The 20,519-nt window shown below is 48.8% G+C and carries 14 protein-coding genes and 1 tRNA gene; 13 read left to right on the forward strand and 2 right to left on the reverse strand.

Annotation, left to right across the window (positions count from 1 at the left end):
- Positions 1 to 41: 41 nt before the first annotated feature.
- Positions 42 to 1,112, reverse strand: coding sequence for a lactonase family protein (locus DEV76_RS12975; RefSeq protein WP_157962873.1), 1,071 nt, complete (start codon positions 1,110 to 1,112; stop codon positions 42 to 44).
- A 410-nt stretch (positions 1,113 to 1,522) separates the two neighbouring features.
- Here DEV76_RS12975 and rplK point away from each other — a divergent pair, with 410 nt between their 5' ends.
- The 13 genes from rplK (at position 1,523) to DEV76_RS13040 (ending at position 19,655) form a co-directional block, all read left to right on the forward strand.
- Positions 1,523 to 1,966 carry a 50S ribosomal protein L11 gene (gene rplK, locus DEV76_RS12980; protein ID WP_109698341.1) on the forward strand — a complete coding sequence of 148 codons (444 nt, stop codon included), beginning with the start codon at positions 1,523 to 1,525 and terminating at the stop codon, positions 1,964 to 1,966.
- A 45-nt stretch (positions 1,967 to 2,011) separates the two neighbouring features.
- Positions 2,012 to 2,701: a 50S ribosomal protein L1 gene (gene rplA / locus DEV76_RS12985; protein ID WP_172621379.1), complete on the forward strand. Its 690-nt coding sequence runs from the start codon at positions 2,012 to 2,014 to the stop codon at positions 2,699 to 2,701.
- Positions 2,702 to 2,770: 69 nt separating this feature from the next.
- Positions 2,771 to 3,310 (forward strand): 50S ribosomal protein L10, encoded by a 540-nt coding sequence (rplJ, locus tag DEV76_RS12990; protein WP_109698343.1) that lies wholly within the window; start codon positions 2,771 to 2,773, stop codon positions 3,308 to 3,310.
- Between the two features lie 76 nt (positions 3,311 to 3,386).
- Positions 3,387 to 3,758, forward strand: a complete 372-nt coding sequence (gene rplL, locus DEV76_RS12995) for a 50S ribosomal protein L7/L12 (protein WP_109698344.1) — start codon at positions 3,387 to 3,389, stop codon at positions 3,756 to 3,758.
- Between the two features lie 211 nt (positions 3,759 to 3,969).
- A complete protein-coding gene (gene rpoB / locus DEV76_RS13000) occupies positions 3,970 to 7,779 on the forward strand; it encodes a DNA-directed RNA polymerase subunit beta (protein ID WP_109698345.1) in 3,810 nt (1,269 codons plus the stop codon).
- A 169-nt stretch (positions 7,780 to 7,948) separates the two neighbouring features.
- On the forward strand, positions 7,949 to 12,247 hold the full coding sequence (gene rpoC, locus DEV76_RS13005; protein ID WP_109698346.1) for a DNA-directed RNA polymerase subunit beta': 4,299 nt from the start codon (positions 7,949 to 7,951) through the stop codon (positions 12,245 to 12,247).
- 227 nt (positions 12,248 to 12,474) lie between these two features.
- On the forward strand, positions 12,475 to 13,497 hold the full coding sequence (locus DEV76_RS13010) for a glycerophosphodiester phosphodiesterase (protein ID WP_109698347.1): 1,023 nt from the start codon (positions 12,475 to 12,477) through the stop codon (positions 13,495 to 13,497).
- 183 nt (positions 13,498 to 13,680) lie between these two features.
- Positions 13,681 to 14,280, forward strand: coding sequence for an OmpH family outer membrane protein (locus DEV76_RS13015; protein WP_109698348.1), 600 nt, complete (start codon positions 13,681 to 13,683; stop codon positions 14,278 to 14,280).
- 74 nt (positions 14,281 to 14,354) lie between these two features.
- Positions 14,355 to 15,785: an APC family permease gene (locus DEV76_RS13020; protein ID WP_109698349.1), complete on the forward strand. Its 1,431-nt coding sequence runs from the start codon at positions 14,355 to 14,357 to the stop codon at positions 15,783 to 15,785.
- A gap of 445 nt (positions 15,786 to 16,230) precedes the next feature.
- A complete protein-coding gene (locus tag DEV76_RS13025; RefSeq protein ID WP_109698350.1) occupies positions 16,231 to 16,842 on the forward strand; it encodes a DUF4254 domain-containing protein in 612 nt (203 codons plus the stop codon).
- On the forward strand, positions 16,820 to 17,833 hold the full coding sequence (locus DEV76_RS13030; RefSeq protein WP_109698351.1) for a glycosyltransferase family 9 protein: 1,014 nt from the start codon (positions 16,820 to 16,822) through the stop codon (positions 17,831 to 17,833). Before DEV76_RS13025 ends, DEV76_RS13030 begins: the two co-directional genes overlap by 23 nt.
- 106 nt (positions 17,834 to 17,939) lie before the next feature.
- Positions 17,940 to 18,010: transfer RNA gene (locus tag DEV76_RS13035), tRNA-Gln, on the forward strand.
- 865 nt (positions 18,011 to 18,875) lie between these two features.
- Entirely contained in the window at positions 18,876 to 19,655 is a 780-nt protein-coding gene (locus tag DEV76_RS13040; protein ID WP_109698352.1) for a DUF4846 domain-containing protein, read from the forward strand.
- Here DEV76_RS13040 and DEV76_RS13045 read toward each other — a convergent pair whose 3' ends face one another.
- On the reverse strand, positions 19,656 to 20,204 hold the full coding sequence (locus DEV76_RS13045; RefSeq protein WP_109698353.1) for a CAP domain-containing protein: 549 nt from the start codon (positions 20,202 to 20,204) through the stop codon (positions 19,656 to 19,658).
- Between the last annotated feature and the right edge of the window lie 315 nt (positions 20,205 to 20,519).

Raw genomic sequence — 20,519 nt, forward strand, 5'->3', positions numbered from 1 at the left:
AAATACATGTATCAGCAACTTTTGCCTGTTGCCACACGCAATTATTGCATGGGCTCGAGGCAAACAGGGGAAGGGACCTCGATAGCAATGTTCGTGTCTGTGAGAAGCCCGGTTTCTGCATTCCTTTTAAATATCGCAATTACCCCGCTTTTCTGCAATCCGCAATAGAGGAATGCACCATCCGGCGAAAGACAGAAATTGCGTGGTTCCTTGCGCCCGTTGAGGTCCTGGTGGCCGGCAAGCTTCAGTTCATTCCCCGAAATATGGAAAATGGTGATATGGTGAACGTCGCCACGGAGGGAAGTATACAGGAATTTGCCATCAGGAGACAGGTGGATATCAGCACCGCTGAAATTATCTCCTTTATAAGAAGCAGGCGCGGCGGAAACGGTTTGCAGGGGAGTAAGGGCACCGTTCTGGTAGCGGAAAGTCTGTATCTGGCCTGTCAGTTCGAGGACAACAAATAGCAGTTTGCCATCCGCGGAGAACGCCATATGCCTGGGACCTCCCCCGGGAACGGTGAGGGCAAAGGGCTGTTTGGCTGGTGACAGGGGGCGGTTGGCGTGACCGGGTTCGTATTCGTATACATAGATGCGGTCTGTCCCTAGGTCTGCAGCAAGTACTTGTTTTCCGTCGGGCGAGAAGATAGCCGAATGGGCATGCGGGGCTTCCTGGCGCGATGGGTTTGGACCATTGCCGCTGAAAATCAGCCGTTGAATTGCCGGCCGGGGGATACCGGTGTTATCGAGCGGGAATACAGCGAGGCTGCCTCCTCCATAATTGGAGACGATGAGGTAGCGGCTTTGCTCGTCAATGGAGATGTGGCATGGCCCGTTGCCCGCGGGTTGCGGGGATCCGGCAGGAGACAGGCCCGGGGTATTTGACCCGCCGACGGATTCAACGGCGTATGCCTGAATTGTACCAGTTGCTACTTCAGAAACGGCATAGAGCATTTTATGCTTTGCGGAAAATTTGAGGAATGAGGGGTTTTGGATACCACTAAAGCCACGGAGGCCCCTGGAATATGGTGCTTTGTCCAGCATGATCATGGCGTGGATGCCATCTTTAGAGGCTTCGGAATAGGAGCCGGTAAAAATCACGGTGTTTTTCATGCGTGGGGAGATGTTTTCTGGTGATTGAAAAAGAAGCGAAAAAAAGAGAAGCAACATTACAAAACGGGTTTTGGGGGATAAATTTAATGAAAAGCGGGGAGGGATGGGGAGAAAATAATGGAAGAAAAGCGGGTGACAGAGGAAATCCGGGTAAAAAGAGGTAACTTTGCAGACCTCGGCCATAGAGATATATCCCGTTCATTTACAGCTCCTTAGTCATAAAGTAAATTTCCTATCCCCGTATAATAGCAAAAAAAATGCCGAAGTCCAAATATTTTTTGCGAATCAATTAAATATTACCTACCTTTGCATCCCCCTTAAAATGTCTTTTAACGACGACTTTTGAGTTTTGGGAGTTTCATCTTCCGGGAACGGAAGGGGAGACGTTTAACCAAATTAAAAACAACACAATGGCAAAAGAGATTGCAACGTATGTGAAATTGCAGGTGAAAGGCGGCCAAGCCAATCCCGCTCCTCCGATTGGCCCTGCTTTGGGTTCGAAAGGTGTGAACATCATGGAGTTCTGCAAACAGTTCAATGCCCGTACCCAGGATAAAGTGGGTAAGGTATTACCGGTATTACTGACTGTTTACACGGACAAATCCTTCGATTTCGTTATCAAAACTCCTCCTGCTCCGGTTCAACTGCTGGAAGCAGCGAAGATTCAGAGTGGTTCCAAAGAGCCTAACCGTAACAAAGTGGGTAAAGTATCCTGGGCGCAGGTTGAAGCTATTGCGCAGGACAAGATGCCCGACCTGAACTGCTTCACGCTGGAAAGTGCCATGAAAATGGTTGCCGGTACTGCTCGCAGCATGGGTATCACCGTAGACGGTAAAGCTCCCTGGGAAAACTAAATTGTTCACCCTGTGTAAGCAGGAACTAAGTAAAACATTCTGAAAATGGCAACGAAAAAAAGAAAAGTAGCTGATACGAAGGTGGACAAGAATAAGGCTTACAGCCTGAAAGAGGCTTCCACCATTGTTAAAGATATTAACTGCACCAAATTCGACTCTTCTGTCGATCTGCACATCCGCCTGGGCGTTGATCCCAAGAAAGCTGATCAGGCCATCCGTGGTTCTGTAACGCTTCCTCACGGTACTGGTAAAACCAAGAAAGTACTGGTTCTTTGCACGCCTGATAAAGAGGCTGCTGCGAAAGAAGCTGGTGCTGATTTCGTAGGTCTGGATGATTTCATCGCTAAGATCGAAGGTGGCTGGACTGATGTAGACGTGATCATTGCGACTCCCGCAACCATGCCGAAAATCGGTAAACTGGGTAAGATCCTGGGTCCCCGTAACCTGATGCCTAACCCTAAAACAGGTACTGTTACGAACGACGTAGCAGCTGCTGTTAACGAGGTGAAAGGCGGTAAGATCACTTTCAAGGTAGATAAAGCTGGTATCATCCACGCTTCTATCGGCCGTATTTCTTTCGCACCTGAGAAAATCGAACAGAACAGCCAGGAGCTGATCAACGCGATTATCAAGCTGAAACCGGCTACTGCGAAAGGTACTTACCTGAAAGGTCTGAGCATGGCAGCGACCATGAGCCCTGGTATCGTAATCGACACTAAATCTGTTCAAAACTAATTGACGGCCGTTGGTGCCGGAGCCGAAAGGCAATGAAGGCAGTAAGCAGTCAATGTTAAACAAATTGCAATGAACAAAGAGCAAAAAAATGAAGTGATTGAGCTGCTGAAAGGCAAGTTTACTCAATACAACAACTTCTATATCACCAATACCGAGTCTCTGTCGGTAGCGCAGGTGAACCACCTGAGAAAGGTTTGTTTCGACAAGAACGTGGAAATGAAAGTGGCGAAGAATACCCTGATCAAAAAGGCCCTTGAAAGCCTGGATGGTGAGAAATACCAGGGTATCTACGAAGCACTGAATGGCGTTACTGCCCTGATGTTCTCCGACAGCCCGAAAGAGCCTGCATTGATCCTGAGCACTTTCCGTAAGGCAAATGCTAAACTGGAGAAACCCGTTCTGAAAGCTGCATTTGTAGCTGACGAAATTTATCTGGGCGACAACCAGCTGGCTAACCTGGTGAAAATCAAGACCAAGAACGAGCTCATCGGCGAAGTTATCGGTCTGCTGCAATCTCCTGCTAAGCGCGTAATCGCTGCCCTGCTCGAGAAAGGCAAGAAAGAAGGTGGAGAAGCTCCTGCAGAAGTAGCAGCTCCCGCAGCCGAGTAATCGGTTACAACATTGGCTTCCAAGTCACAATATATTCAAATTCAACAATTTAAAAACATTTCAAAAACATCATACAATGGCAGACGTAAAAGCATTAGCTGAACAATTAGTAGGTCTTACTGTTAAGGAAGTACAGGAACTCGCAGACGTTCTGAAGAACGAATACGGTATCGAACCTGCTGCTGCTGCAGTTGTTGTAGCTGCTGGCGACGGTCCCGCTGCTGCTGCTGAAGAAAAAACTGCATTTAACGTAGTACTGAAATCTGCTGGCGCAAGCAAACTGAACGTTGTTAAGGTTGTAAAAGACCTGACCGGCCTCGGTCTGAAAGAAGCCAAAGAACTGGTTGACGGCGCACCGAAATCAGTGAAAGAAGGCGTTAGCAAAGCAGAAGCAGAAGATCTGAAAGCGAAGCTGACTGAAGCTGGCGCTGACGTAGAAATTCAGTAATTCTTTGTTTAATATACATTCTTTTTAAGGTCAAAAAGTGCTCCGGTACTTTTTGGCCTTATTCCCTTTGGGAACGTATCTTTTCCAGCATGACCGGCAAACGGGAAATTACCTGCCGTGATGGTTGAAATACAAGAAATTGGATGTTTTTGGCAAAGAATCGTTAATTTCCCTTATTCAATACAAGTCATATTAACTGCTAACTTCGAATATGTCTCTAAAAAAAGCCCAAACTAACGAAAGAGTAAATTTTGGAAAGATCAAACAAGTTGCTGAGACACCGGATCTGTTGGCTATCCAAATCCAATCTTTCAAGGATTTCTTCCAATTAGAAACCACACCAGACAAGCGTAACAACGAAGGCCTTTTTAAAGTATTCAAGGAAAACTTCCCGATCACAGATACCAGAAATATCTTCAATCTGGAATTCCTGGACTATTTCGTGGACCCTCCGCGTTATACCATCGAAGAATGTATTGAGCGGGGTTTGACGTATTCCGTTCCGCTGAAAGCGAAACTTCGCCTCAGCTGTAACGACGAAGAACACGTCGATTTCCAAACCATTGTGCAGGATGTGTTCCTCGGGAACATTCCCTACATGACCCCCAGGGGTACCTTCGTTATCAACGGCGCAGAGCGGGTAGTAGTATCCCAGCTCCACCGTTCGCCCGGTGTGTTCTTTGGACAGTCCGTGCATCCCAACGGTACCAAGATCTACTCTGCAAGGGTGATCCCTTTCAAAGGTGCCTGGATGGAGTTTGCGACAGACATCAATAACGTGATGTACGCTTACATCGACCGTAAGAAGAAGTTCCCGGTTACCACCCTGTTAAGGGCTATCGGCTATGAAACAGACAAGGACATCCTTGAGCTGTTCGGTATGGCAGATGAAGTAAAAGCAGACCGCAAAAATCTTGAGAAATACGCCGGCAAAAAGCTGGCTGCCCGCGTTTTACGCAGCTGGGTAGAAGATTTCGTGGATGAAGACACGGGCGAAGTAGTGAGCATTGAAAGGAATGAAATCGTGCTTGAGCGCGACTCTATCCTCGACGAAGCGAACATCGAACTGATCACCGATATGGGTGTTAAATCCGTATTTGTGCAGAAGGAAGAAGTGAGCGGAGACTTTGCCATCATCTACAATACCCTCAACAAAGACACATCAAACTCCGAACTGGAAGCCGTTCAGCACATCTACCGCCAACTGCGCGGTGCCGATGCGCCGGATGATGAAACAGCAAGGGGCATTATCGATAAATTATTCTTCTCCGACAAACGTTATGATCTGGGCGACGTAGGCCGTTACAAGATCAACCGTAAACTCGGACTGCCGACACCGCTCGATATGAAGGTGCTCACCAAGGCAGACATTATTTCGATCATTAAATACCTCGTGCAGCTGACCAACGGTAAAGCGGAGATCGACGATATCGATCACCTGTCTAACCGTCGTGTACGCACCGTGGGCGAGCAACTGTATGCGCAATTCGGCGTAGGCCTGGCGCGTATGGCCCGTACCATCCGCGAGCGTATGAACGTTCGTGACAATGAGGTATTTACTCCGGTAGACCTGATCAACGCAAGAACACTTTCTTCCGTGATCAACTCCTTCTTCGGTACCAGCCAGCTTTCCCAGTTCCTGGACCAGACCAACCCCCTGTCAGAGATCACGCACAAGCGTCGTATCTCCGCACTCGGGCCCGGTGGTCTGTCCCGCGAGCGTGCAGGCTTTGAGGTGCGTGACGTACACTACAGCCACTACGGCCGTCTCTGTACCATTGAAACACCTGAAGGTCCGAACATCGGTCTGATCTCCACCCTGTGCGTACACGCCATGGTGAACGAGATGGGCTTCATCGAAACACCGTACCGCAAGGTAAACAACGGTAAAGTAGATATGAACAAGATCGAGTACCTGAGCGCTGAAGAAGAAGATTCCGTTAAAATTGCACAGGCCAACGCTCCGCTCGATGAGAAAGGCGCGTTTACCGGCGATAAAGTGAAATCCCGCGAAACCGGTGATTTCCCGATCCTAGACCCGGGAGAAGTAGAATTCATGGACGTAGCTCCCAACCAGATCGTAGGTTTGAGCGCTTCCCTGATTCCGTTCCTCGAGCATGATGACGCCAACCGTGCGCTCATGGGATCGAACATGCAACGTCAGGCTGTTCCGCTGATCGCTCCGCAGGTTCCCATCGTGGGTACCGGCCTGGAAGGTAAGGCTGCACGCGATTCCCGCCTGCAGATCACTTCCAAAGGTAAAGGTGTGGTGGAATTCGTTGACGCCAACGAAATCCACGTTCGCTACGAGCGCGACGAAATGCAGAAACTGGTAAGCTTTGAAGATGACCTGATCATCTACCAGCTGACCAAATTCGTTAAAACCAACCAGAGCACCTGTATCAACCTCCGTCCCGCCGTTAAGAAAGGACAGAAGGTGGAAGAAGGGGACTTCCTGACAGAAGGTTACGCAACCCGCGCCGGCGAGCTGGCACTGGGCCGCAACCTGAAAGTAGCGTTCATGCCCTGGAAAGGTTACAACTTCGAGGATGCTATCGTAATCTCCGAACGCGTAGCTAAAGAAGACTGGTTCACCTCCATCCATATCGACGAATATGAACTGGAAGTGCGCGACACCAAGCTGGGTGAAGAAGAACTGACTCCGGATATTCCGAACGTGAGCGAAGAAGCCACTAAGGATCTGGATCAGAACGGTATCATCCGCGTAGGTGCTCACATCAAGGAAGGCGATATCCTTATCGGTAAGATCACTCCCCGTGGTGAAAGCGATCCTTCTCCGGAAGAGAAACTGCTCCGCGCGATCTTCGGTGATAAAGCTTCCGATGCGAAAGATGCATCTCTGAAAGCACCCCCGTCTACTGAAGGCGTGGTGATCGATAAAAAACTGTTCTCCCGTGCTAAAAAGGACAAAAACTCCAAGACGCGCGAGAAAGCAGCTCTCGAGAAACTGGAGAAAATTCACCAGAAGAACGAGGAAGATCTGCTCGAAGTATTGATGAGCAAACTGCTGACCCTGCTGAAGGAAAAAACTTCTGCCGGTATCACCAACACCTACGGTGAAGTACTGATTTCCAAAGGCTCCAAGTTCTCCAACAAGAACCTGGCGAATGTGGACTTCCAGAACGTTAACCCGCTTGGCTGGACTACCGATCAGGATACCAACGATCAGATCAATACCCTGCTCCATAACTACAACATCAAGTACAACGAGGAGCTGGGCCGTTATAAACGCGAGAAATTCAATATCTCCATCGGTGACGAACTGCCTGCAGGCGTACTGAAACTGGCGAAGGTTTACCTGGCCAGCAAACGTAAGCTGAAAGTAGGTGATAAGATGGCGGGCCGCCACGGTAACAAGGGTATCGTTGCCAAGATCGTGCGTGACGAAGACATGCCGTTCCTGGAAGATGGTACACCGGTAGATATCGTACTGAACCCACTGGGCGTACCTTCCCGTATGAACCTTGGTCAGATCTACGAAACCGTACTCGGTTGGGCAGGTCAGAAACTGGGTGTTCGCTTCGCAACTCCGATCTTCGACGGTGCCAGCACCGAAGAAATCGCGAGCTACATCACAGAAGCGAAACTGCCGAGCTTCGGCCACACTTACCTGAGCGATGGCGAAACAGGCGAACGCTTCCACCAGAAAGCAACAGTAGGTATCATCTACATGCTGAAGCTTAGCCACATGGTGGACGATAAGATGCACGCCCGTTCCATCGGACCCTACTCTCTCATCACGCAACAGCCGCTGGGTGGTAAAGCCCAGTTCGGTGGTCAGCGTTTTGGTGAGATGGAGGTGTGGGCACTGGAAGCCTACGGTGCGTCCAACATCCTGCAAGAGCTGCTCACCATCAAGTCCGACGATATCGTGGGCCGTGCGAAAGCTTACGAATCGATCGTTAAGGGCGATAACATCCCGAAAGCGGGTGTTCCTGAGTCCTTCAACGTACTGATCCATGAGCTGAGAGGCCTTGGTCTGGACCTGAAATTCGATTGATAACTGTATTCAAGTGAGGCCTGGCCGGTGTAAAACCGGCTCAGGCCTCCTTCAGATATCGTCGTAGCGAAATGCAGGAGTAACCGCGTGAATGTTCAAATGATAAGGAAAAGGAAACCTGAACTGCCGGCTTCACGCAAGACATTGAGTTTTCTTTAAACAACATACAATGGCCATCAAGAAAGAAAATCGTCCCAAATCAAATTTTAGCAGCATTACCATCAGTCTCGCTTCACCGGACACCATCCTGGAGCGTTCTTATGGCGAAGTGCTGAAACCTGAGACCATCAACTACCGGACTTACAAGCCGGAGCGTGATGGTTTATTCTGCGAAAGGATCTTCGGTCCTGTAAAGGATTACGAGTGCTATTGCGGAAAGTATAAGCGTATCCGTTATAAAGGCATTGTGTGCGACCGTTGTGGGGTAGAAGTGACTGAGAAGAAAGTACGTCGTGAAAGAATGGGGCACATCCGCCTGGTGGTGCCTGTTGTACATATCTGGTATTTTAAATCATTACCTAATAAAATCGGTTACCTGCTCGGCATGAGCTCCAAGAAACTGGAAACTATCGTTTATTACGAACGTTATGTGATCATCCAGTCCGGAGTGAAGCAGGAGAAGGGCCTCAACTATGCAGATCTGCTGACTGAAGAAGAGTACCTGGATATCCTGGATACCCTTCCGAAAGATAACCAGCTGTTGCCTGATGAGGATCCGAATAAGTTCATCGCGAAGATGGGCGCAGAAGCGGTAGAAATGATGCTTGCCCGGATCGATCTGGACAGCCTTTCTTACCAGCTCCGCAACCAGGCTGCTACGGAAACATCCCAGCAGCGTAAAGCCGAGGCACTGAAACGCCTCAGCGTGGTGGAAGCCTTCCGTGATGCAAATGGCCGTGTAGATAACCGCCCGGAATGGATGGTGATGCAATACATCCCCGTTGTTCCGCCGGAACTGCGTCCTCTCGTTCCCCTGGACGGTGGCCGCTTCGCTTCTTCCGACCTGAATGATCTCTATCGTCGCGTAATCATTCGTAACAACCGTCTGAAACGCCTCATCGAGATCAAGGCTCCTGAAGTGATCCTGCGTAACGAAAAACGTATGCTGCAGGAAGCGGTTGACTCCCTGTTTGATAACAGCCGTAAATCCAACGCCGTGAAAGCGGAAGGCGGACGTGCGCTGAAATCACTCTCCGACGTACTGAAAGGCAAGCAAGGCCGTTTCCGTCAGAACCTTCTCGGTAAACGTGTGGACTACTCCGGTCGTTCCGTTATCGTGGTAGGCCCTGAACTGAAACTGCATGAGTGCGGCCTTCCTAAAGATATGGCTGCGGAACTGTTCAAACCGTTCATTATCCGTAAGCTCATCGAAAGAGGTATCGTTAAAACCGTGAAATCAGCGAAGAAGCTGGTAGACCGGAAAGAAGCAGTGGTTTGGGACATCCTGGAGAATGTACTGAAAGGTCACCCGGTGATGCTTAACCGTGCTCCGACACTTCACCGTCTTTCCATCCAGGCATTCCAGCCTAAACTGGTGGAAGGTAAAGCGATACAGCTGCACCCGCTCGTGTGTTCTGCGTTCAACGCTGACTTTGACGGTGACCAGATGGCGGTACACGTGCCTTTGAGCAACGCCGCGATCCTGGAAGCACAGCTGCTGATGCTGTCTTCACACAACATCCTCAACCCGCAGAACGGTACGCCGATCACCCTTCCTTCTCAGGACATGGTTCTTGGTCTGTACTACATTTCCAAGGGTAAAAAATCCACAGAAACCGAAATCGTGAAAGGTGAAGGCAAAGCCTTCTACTCCGCGGAAGAGGTGATCATTGCGCACAACGAAGGACGTGTTGACCTTCATGCGAACATCCGTGTTAAAGCTGATGTACGTAAAGAAGACGGCACACTCGAACGCAAACTGATCGAAACCACTGTGGGCCGCGTAATCTTCAACCAGCACGTTCCTAAGGAAGCAGGATATGTAAATGCCCTGCTGACGAAGAAATCACTGCGTGAGATCATCGGCGACATCATTAAAGCGACTGACATTCCAAAAACCGCGAAATTCCTGGACGATATCAAGCAATTGGGTTTCCGTACGGCATTCCGTGGTGGTCTGTCCTTCAATATCAATGACCTCATCATCCCCGACGCTAAGCAGCTCATGATCGACGGTGCTGCCGGCGAGGTGGACGAAGTGTGGGATAACTACAACATGGGTCTTATCACGAACAACGAGCGTTACAACCAGATCATTGACATCTGGAGCCGTGTGGACACGAAAGTGACCGAGACACTGATCCGCGAACTGGCATCAGACAAGCAGGGCTTCAACTCCGTGTACATGATGCTTGACTCCGGTGCACGTGGTTCCAAACAACAGATTAAACAGCTGGCCGGTCTCAGAGGTCTGATGGCTAAACCCCGTAAGAGCGGATCTTCCGGTTCCGAGATCATCGAGAACCCGATCCTCTCCAACTTCAAGGACGGTCTGAACGTATTGGAATACTTCATCTCCACGCACGGTGCCCGTAAAGGTCTTGCGGATACGGCGCTCAAAACGGCGGATGCCGGTTACCTGACCCGCCGTCTCGTAGACGTTGCACAGGACGTGGTTATCACCGAAGAAGATTGCGGTACCCTCCGTGGCATTGCAACTTCTGCGCTGAAAGATAATGAGGAAGTAGTAGAACCACTGTACGACCGTATCCTTGGCCGTACTTCTCTCCACGATGTGTTCAACCCTGCAAACGACGAAGAACTCTTTGTTGCTGCCGGCGAACAGATTACGGAAGAAATTGGCCGTAAGATCGAAGAAAGCACGATCGAAACAGTTGAAATCCGTTCCGTACTCACTTGCGAAAGCAAACGTGGTGTGTGCGTAAGATGTTATGGTAAAAACCTCGCTACCGGTTACACGGCACAGCGTGGTGACGCCGTGGGCATCATCGCTGCACAATCCATCGGTGAGCCTGGTACACAGCTGACACTTCGTACGTTCCACGTAGGTGGTGTGGCCGGTTCTGCTTCAGTAGAATCTACCCTGGCTGCGAAATTCGACGGTACAATCCAATTCGATGGTCTCCGTACCACTACCTTCGAAAACAACGAAGGCGAGAAAGTACAGGTGGTTATCGGACGTACCGGTGAGTTAAGGATCATGGATGTGAAGAATGATCGTCTCCTTATCACTAACAACATTCCTTATGGATCTACCCTGGTAGTGAAAGATGGTCAGAAAGTGGTGAAAGGTGATGTGATCTGCACATGGGATCCGTTCAACGCCGTTATCGTTTCTGAAATCGCCGGTAAGATCCGTTTCGACAGCATCATTGAAGGTATCACCTTCCGTGAAGAAGCTGATGAGCAAACAGGTCACCGTGAGAAAGTGGTTATCGAAACAAAAGATAAAAACAAGATCCCGTCGCTCCTCGTGGATGGTAATAAGGAAGTTAAATCCTATAACCTTCCGGTAGGCTCCCACATCATCGTGGAAGAAGGTGTTAGCGTGAAATCCGGTCAGGTGATCGTTAAGATCCCGCGTGTGATCGGTAAGCTCCGCGACATCACCGGTGGTCTGCCGCGTGTTACCGAGCTTTTCGAAGCACGTAACCCGAGCAACCCCGCTATCGTATCTGAGATCGACGGTGTAGTAGCATTCGGTAACATCAAGCGTGGTAACCGTGAGATCATCATCGAAAGCCGCGAACAACATGTGAAGAAGTACCTCGTTCCGCTGACCCGCCACATCCTGGTTCAGGACGGTGACTTCGTGAAAGCAGGTACCGCACTTTCCGATGGTTCTATCACTCCTGCGGATATCCTCTCCATTAAAGGTCCGTTCGCCGTACAGGAATACCTGGTGAATGAGATCCAGGAGGTTTACCGCCTGCAGGGTGTAAAGATCAACGACAAACACATCGAAGTGATCGTTCGCCAGATGATGCGCAAAGTAACCATCGAAGATCCGGGAGATACCCGCTTCCTCGAAGGCGATACTACCGACAAGTTCGAGTTCTTCGAAGAAAACGATCAGATCTTCGACAAGAAGGTAGTAACCGAAGCTGGTGAATCCGCTACCATGAAGGCAGGTCAGATCGTAACGCTCCGCCAGGTGCGCGAAGAAAACTCCGTACTGCGCCGTTCCGATAAGAAACTTGTTGAATACCGTGATGCTGAAACGGCTACTTCAAGCCCGCTTCTGCTCGGTATCACCAAGGCCTCTCTGGGTACGCACAGCTGGATCTCTGCCGCATCCTTCCAGGAAACAACCAAAGTACTGTCTTCCGCAGCCATCAACGGCAAAACGGACGATATGCTTGGCCTGAAAGAGAACGTTATCACCGGTCACCTCATCCCGGCTGGTACAGGTCTGAGAGAATTCGAGAACATGATCGTAGGCTCCAAAGAAGAATACGACATCCTCGCATCTTCCAAAGAAGTGTTCCAGTTCGACGAAGAAGAATAGGTTTATACCGATCTATATTCCAAGGCCGTCCCTTTCCGGGACGGCCTTTTTTTATGCTACAATCACCACCCTCAGCTATTATTAAGTTCTCATTAAAAACTAAAGTAACCCCTTTGAATTATCCGTTCGCCACCGTATTTTGTAAGCTTATGTAACTGATTTGAAAGCAGAACATAATATTCCGTAAGTTGTTGAAATATTCAATCAAGCATAGAAAACACAATACCATGCGTCTACGTTATCGATTCATGATCCCGGCATTACTGGCCGCTGCGGCGGTGAACGGGCAGGCTCCCGCGTTTCATTTAAACAATTACACCATTCCCAAAGGGAAATCCGGTGGGGTTATCGGGCAGGTATTTACCCCTCAGGGACCAGCTGCAGGAGTGAAGCTGGCGGAAGATACCTCCGGCCTGTTTATGATCGGAAAGAAAGGAGAAGTGAAACTGAAGAAGAAGAAAAGCATCCATGAAGCTTCTGCTGTTCAATATGCGGTAACGCTGGAGCTGGGCGGACAGAAAGAATCTTTCATTTTTGTGAAAGACGACTTCGCACGCAATAAGGTGGTTGCACACCGTGGAGCCTGGAAGCATACTGCAGGCAGCCAGAATTCCATTACCTCCCTCCGGGAAGCATCCCGCCTGGGATGTGAAGGCTCAGAATTTGACGTGTGGCTTTCCAAAGACGGGGTTCCCGTTCTTTCCCACGACCCCCATATCGGCGGTAAAGTAGTGGAAGAAACACCATTGGCTGAACTTACTACCATCGAACTGAAAAACGGCGACCGTGTGCCTACTTTTGAAGAATACCTCGAAGAAGGTATGAAACAGAATGTGACCCGCCTCGTTCTGGAGCTGAAACCCTCTAAAACCGGCCGCGGCGAGCAACTGGCACAAAGCTGCTACGATCTTATCCGCAAGCATAAATCGCAGGCCTGGATGCTGTACATCAGCTTTGATTACAATATCTGTAAGAAACTCGTAGCACTCGACCCGCATGCAAAAGTGGCCTACCTCAATGGCGACAAAACGCCTGCCCAGTTAAAGGCAGACGGTATCTGGGGATTTGATTATAATTCCAAAGTGATTGATAAAGACATGAATATCTTCCAGGAGGCAAAGAAGAATAATGTAACCGTAAATATCTGGACGGTAAACGATCCTGTCCAGATGGATACTTATTTAAAGGCAGGAACCGATTACCTGACCACAGACGAGCCGGAAATTGCACTTGAAAAGGTGAAAAAATAACCAGGAGAAGGGGGGCGATGCCTCCCTTTTTCGTTTTTACGGGGGGAATGCCCCGCAAACCCTTGCCTATCATATCTTTCCACTATTTTCTTTTTAACGTTTTTTTATATCCCAAAAATCTTATTTTAGCCGCTGCAAGAAATACTAAATTATATCCAAGCGTAAAAAAATCTACCGATCAACATGCACACCCGTCAACTTATTGTGAAAAATGGTTTATTTCTGATGGCTATAGCCGGCGTATTTGCGGCCTGTCAGCAAAACAACGGCAAAACGGCTTCTACATCCGGCAAAGATTCTTCCGTGCAGTCTGCCGGCGGCGGGCAAAAGCTGGCCTTTGTAGATATTGATTCGCTGGAAGCACACTACGTTTATTTCAAAGACAAGAAAACTGAGCTGGACCGTAAGAAGGAAGCTGCGCAGAACGAAATTGCCAGCAAAGAACAGGCACTGCAGAACGAACTGCGGGTACTCCAGCAAAGAGCCCCGACTATGACGCAGGCAGAAGGTCAGGCCGCTGAAGCTACGCTCCAGCGCAAGGCTCAGCAGCATGAAGCAAACCGTCAGAACCTCATCGCGCAACTGCAAACACAGGAAGCACAATTTTCCGAAGATCTGCAGAAAAGACTTGAAGAAACAATCAAACAGGTGAACGCAGACAAGCGTTATGCTTTCATTTTCTCATACCGTGCAGGTGCATCCAACATCCTTTACAAAGACGATGCATATGATGTTACGGAAGAAGTGATCAAAGCGTTGAACGACGCGACTCCCAAAAAATAATTGAACGATTTCTACGTTTGATCCCGGTGTAGCTACCGGGATTTTCTTTTATCAACCATTTTATCAACCTCTTCATGTCCAATCAGGAACATTCTTTCAAGCCAACGCTTAGTCTCGTTGATGCCACAATGATCGTGGCAGGCTCGATGATCGGCTCCGGCATTTTCATTGTTTCCGCCGAAGTAGCCCGGTCTATGGGCTCTTCCGGGTGGATGATGGCAATGTGGGTGCTGGCGGGTATCGTTACACTTATTGCGGCCCTTAGTTACGGGGAGCTTTCCGGGATGTTCCCGAAAGCCGGCGGACAATACGTATACCTCCGCGAAGCCTACAATCCATTTATCGCTTTTCTCTTTGGCTGGACGCAGTTCGGTGTTATCCAGACAGGCACCATTGCAGCCGTGGCCATGGCATTCGCCAAATACCTCGGGTATCTTGCCCCGGGATTGGGAGAAACCAACGTGTTATTTAAAATTCCATTGGGAGGGTGGGCATTTTCGGTCAATATGGCCCAGATAATCGCCATACTTTCCATTGTGCTCCTTACCTGGATCAATACAAAAGGTGTTAAAAACGGGAAGATCATTCAGACCGTATTTACTTTCACCAAGCTCTTCTCCCTTTTCGGCCTGATCATTTTCGGGTTGCTGATAGGAGCAAAAGCTGAAATTTGGAACGCCAACTGGACCAATGCCTGGGAAACTGCCAATCTCAAGATGGTGGATGGCCAATTGGTAACCACAGCGCTGAGCGGAATGGCCTTCCTGGGTGCCATAGCTGTTTCCATGAAAGGGACCCTGTTTTCCAGCGATGCCTGGAACAATGTGACCTTTATAGCCGGGGAAATCAAAAATCCCCAGAAAAACATCGGTCGGGCGCTTTTCCTTGGCACTTTCATCGTAACGATTATCTACGTATCTGCAAACCTCATGTACCTCGCTGTACTGCCTTTTAACGAGATTGCCTTTGCGGAGCATGAAAGAGTAGGGGTTGCAGCTGCGGAGCGAATTTTCGGCCCCGGATTGGGCGCTACGGCCATTGCAGTAATGATCATCATCTCTACTTTTGGCTGTAACAACGGCCTGATCCTCTCCGGCGCCCGGATTTACTACACAATGGCAAAAGACGGCCTGTTTTTCCGCAAGGCAGGCGAGCTTAACAAATTTGACGTGCCCGGCACCGGCCTCTGGATTCAGTGCCTCTGGGCCTCGTTATTATGCCTTTCCGGTAAATATGGCGACCTGCTGACCATGGTTATTTTCGGCGTACTGCTGTTTTACGTGATCACCATCATTGGCATATTTGTACTGCGGAGAACCCGGCCTGATGTACCCCGGAGCTATAAAGCCTTCGGATATCCCGTTCTCCCTGCCATTTATGTGCTAGTAGCCCTTTCACTGGCCGTGCTGCTGCTCATTTATGAGCCTGAATATGCAGTTCCGGGCCTGGGTATCATCCTCTTAGGCATACCCTTGTATTATGCCGCCAGGAAAGAAGTGAAGTAGTTTTGTTTTTTCGGACATAAAGCCGCGCTGCCATTATGGTTGCGCGGCTTTTTTTAATACAGAATTTTCACCACTGCAGGAATAATACAGGCATGCGGCGTAATTTAGACTTAGAAGACCAGGAAATGCCAATTTAGCAAGACAGCGACCCAGATTGTAACCCTGAACGCATTCCTGAAAATTTATTTAACCAGAAAGGCACGGAAAATCTCCACTTTGGATTTTCCCATCAATTATATCTGACTATTGTTGCCGGCACTGTTGCGGGCGTCTCCAACATGCCGGCATCATATGGTCACCGGAAGGTTTCGTTTGTTTCGGAAGAAAATCGAAGCCCTCTTTAGAGTACCATTGAAAGCCTACACAATTGCATTCTCGAACATTCACATGATTTTATGCCCGGCACACTGTTTCCACAGCGTGCTTTTTTATTTACATTTGCTGCATGTTTACCGCACTTTGCATCGAAATTTTTGACCAGAGCATCCGCGATTACCATGTGGCAGACGATATCCACCAGTCGGCCCGGAATCCTTATGAAAACGCCTCCATCGAACATTTACTCTATTCCAAAAACTGGATTGATACAGTGCAATGGCATCTGGAAGATGTTATCCGCAACCCGGCCATCGACCCCGTTAAAGCACTGGAAATGAAGCGCTGGATCGACCGCTCCAACCAGGAACGGACGGACATGGTGGAGTATATCGACAGTTACTTCCTCGATAAATACAAGAACATAATTCCGGCACCCGGCGCCGCAATCAATACTGAAAGCCCCGCCTGGGCCATCGACCGCCTTTCGATCCTGGGTTTGAAAATCTGGCATATGCGCGAAGAAGCTACCCGGGCCGATGCTACAGAAGAGCACCGCCAGGCATGCAGCCGTAAGCTTGATGTGTTGCTGGAGCAGCAGCGGGATCTTTCCAAAGCGATTGAGGAGCTGCTGGAAGATATCTCTAAAGGCCGCAAGTACATGAAAGTGTACAAGCAAATGAAAATGTACAACGATCCTTCGCTCAACCCTGTACTGTATGGGCAAAAAAACGGACAGTAAGTCCACCCTCCTGGCCGTCCGCTTCAGCGCCATGGGCGATGTGGCCATGACCATTCCCGTTATGAAGCAGGTGCTGGACACCTATCCCGATCTCACGATCGTTTTCGTCACCAATAAAAACTGGGGTGCGCTCTGTAAGGGGATTCCCCGGCTGATTTTCGTACCTGCCGACCTGAAAGGTGAGCATAAGGGTGTTAATGGCCTTTTCCGTCTTTTCCGCTCAGTTCGTGCGCAGTATCCCGGTATCCGTGCCATGGCTGACCTCCACCAGGTGCTCCGCAGCCAGATACTTCGTTCCTTTTTCCGTTTATCAGCTGTGAAAGTAGCTGTGATAGATAAGGGCAGGGCAGGGAAGAAGGCTCTCACCCGGAAGGAAAATAAAATCCTCCAGCCTCTTACAACGACTATCAACCGCTACCGCGCCGTTTTCGCACAGCTGGGTTACCCGGTGGATGCGAATGCTTCAGGAACATTCCCCCGTGCTTTATCCGGTAAACAGCAGATCGGCATTGCACCATTTGCCACTTATCGTGAGAAAACTTACCCCATTTCCCGCATGGAAACTGCCATCCGCCAGCTGCGCGAACAAACGAAGGCAGATATCCTGCTGTTTGGCGGCGGTAAGGAGGAAACTCTGCAACTGGAAGCCCTGGCATCACGTGTGGATGGATTGCAGGTGGTAGCCGGAAAACATTCTCTCGAAGAGGAATTAAGTATCATAAGCGGTCTTTCTGTTATGGTTAGTATGGACTCCGCTAACATGCACCTGGCTTCACTCTTCGGGGTACCTGTAGTGTCTGTATGGGGCGCTACACACCCTTCTGCAGGATTTATGGGATTCGGCCAGAAGGAAGAGAATGCAGTGCAGCTGGACCTGTATTGCCGCCCTTGTTCAGTATTCGGCAGCAAGCCCTGTTTCAGAGGAGATCATGCCTGTATGGAGGAGCTGGCACCGGAGCACATTGTGGATAAGGTAATGCGGCTATTATAAGTTGAAAGGCTTGGTATCAGTGAGTTTCAGTGAAAAGTTTTCAAAAAACCGAACAATTTTTTTGCAGAAATAAAAAAAGTTATACTTTTGCAATCCCAACGAACGGTGCCCGATAGTATAATGGTAGTACGACAGATTTTGGTTCTGTTTGTCTAGGTTCGAATCCTGGTCGGGCAACAAGGGAAAATCCGCAATAGTTTTATCACTGTTGCGGATTTTTGTTTATAGCGGGATTGTAATACGCATTCAATTCAGCCTGTCTGAAATAGAGAACCTCCTTTGCTCCGGCACTTCTCTCACTTATTATAAATGCAATTACTTTTCCCTGGAATATAGCTGATGCAACTTGGTTAATTTCAAGAAGTCAGTAATAAGTCGCGCCTCTTCAACATCAATATACTGTCGTGTCATCTTTTTTTAAATGTCTTTTCTCTGCAGGAAAGTAAGCCCGGTATACCTCTTCCAATCTAAAGGCCAACCGCGATCCCAGGTCATTATTATTTTCGAAAACTTCTAACGCCTGATGAAAGCTGGCTTAGGGATTATTTAACCCCACTTCCATCGTCTTTTGAAATCCTGCAAAGTGTACTGCGGTAGTGCTAAATATTCTTCACTGCATTCAAGCCATCGTTTTGTTGCGTGTTACGTATATTCAGGTATAGCAGGAACTCATTGTTTTGGTAATCTTATAACGCTCCATGCTCAAATCGAACAACCGAACTTTCAATGGGAATAACATATCGCCATAAAAAAACTACCCGGCAGGCCAATCCTCCGGCATTCAGTGTTATGTGATACAGAAACCTGATCATCCCTTTATCTGTCTGCTGTCATCTTAAGCCGACCTCCATATCATCTCCACATCAAGTCCACCTTTTGTCCGCAATTGACTGCCATTTCACCCGGTGTACACCCCGAGTTCACTTCGTGTTCCATCCCTTTAGCCTAAATATTGCATATTGATTACAGGAAGATAAGCCAGGGTCACTAGCTTAAATGTTCACCGGTTTATGGAAGTACCAGGTTTCTGCATCTATTCAATATGCGCACCTTCCTGATTATCCTTTCTGTTTTTTTTGTGGGTATTGCCCATGCACAGACCGTAGGTAACTGGCCATTACCAGCAGGTTATAGCAGGATAACACAACCGACGGCTTCGTTTGGGGCATGGCTTCGAAAAGTACCTTTGAAACAAAGTTCTACCGTATATCTTTTTAATGGAGAGAAGAAACGAAACCAGTCGGCCCAGGTGGCAGTCCTCAATATATCAACCGGTAAGAAAGATCTACAGCAATGTGCAGATGCAGTAATGCGTCTCTATGCGGAATACCTATATGCCACTCAAAAAACGAACCGTATCAGTTTCAATGCCACCGATGGTACAGTGTTGGATTATGCTGGCTGGCAACGCGGCACGCGCTGGAAGTTGCGCGGCAGTAAACTGATGAAAGTTAATAGCGGTTCACCATGTCAGGGAAGGCAGTGTCTCGAATCTTACCTCGAATTCATATTCTCCTACGCCGGAACTATATCTCTGAAAAAGCAATTAAAAACTGTGCAGAATGTAAAAGATGTAATCCCGGGTGATGTATTCATTGAAGCTGGTTCCCCGGGTCATGCGGTAATTGTAATGGATGTGGCTGTCAATCAACATGGACAAAAGATGTTCCTGCTTGCTCAGAGTTATATGCCGGCTCAGGATATCCATCTGCTGCGGAACCCTTCCGCTTCCAATGCCTGGTACCCATTACCTGTTGGAAATTTAGTTACCCCTGAATGGGTGTTTGGAAAGAGCAGTGCTTTAATGCGTTTTGCGCAGTAGTTAATAGGACAACCCGATTTCCTGTGTCCAGTAATTGCTGATGCGGGCGATACAGGTTTCTTTCAGGAGCGGGTTCATCATGGCCAAACAATGCGACTTGCTACCCATCCACCCGGCTACAACAGTTTTTTCAGTTAGTATCCCCAATGCCAGGTTTTCCGCATAAGACTTCCAGTTGTAACCCATTTTCCGAATACGGTCCCCACCAGTGCTTCCGTTCTTCCCGGTATGACTCATATAAATGCTGTCGTTCATCTCCTTGCTATGTAACCATGCCGCTTTTTCCAACCTGATATTCCATGTCAGGGGTGGTGCGGGTGGCATCCAGGTATCACCACAATTACAGCCTTTACTGCGGTAAGCATTAATCAGCGCCAGCATATTTGCGCTATCTACCCGCGGGTTCATAACGAATGTAGAGTCTTTAACTATAAAGTTTGTTGTGGAGGAGGTGCCATTGGGAGGAATGAATTCTTCGAGTGGTTCTTTAGTACAGGCACAAAGGATGGTCAGGCATGCCGTAATGCATGCGAACGTCAGATTTTTCATACAACACTTTTGAGAATGCTGCCGGTGGAACGGGCATCAGCCGGATAAAGCTGTATCTCGCAGGCATGCGAAAGCCAGTCTGCCGGAGCAGTCGGTTTCAGTAAAGGATTAATTGGGAATGAAGACGGAGGTTATAGTTTGTCGGTGTATTGGTTCGGGCCGGGTGGCGCATCAACTTTGCATCAGTGCTTTCTTCAATCTGATACAAATGTAAGTAACCGGTAAAACCGGTTCAATGACCATCGTCAATGGTCCCGATGATCGTAAGGAGAGGGGAGATGCTTGCTTTACGGTTGTTTTTCGCCTGCCTGAGGG

This window comes from Chitinophaga deserti (assembly GCF_003149455.1).
Taxonomy (GTDB): Bacteria; Bacteroidota; Bacteroidia; order Chitinophagales; family Chitinophagaceae; genus Chitinophaga; species Chitinophaga deserti.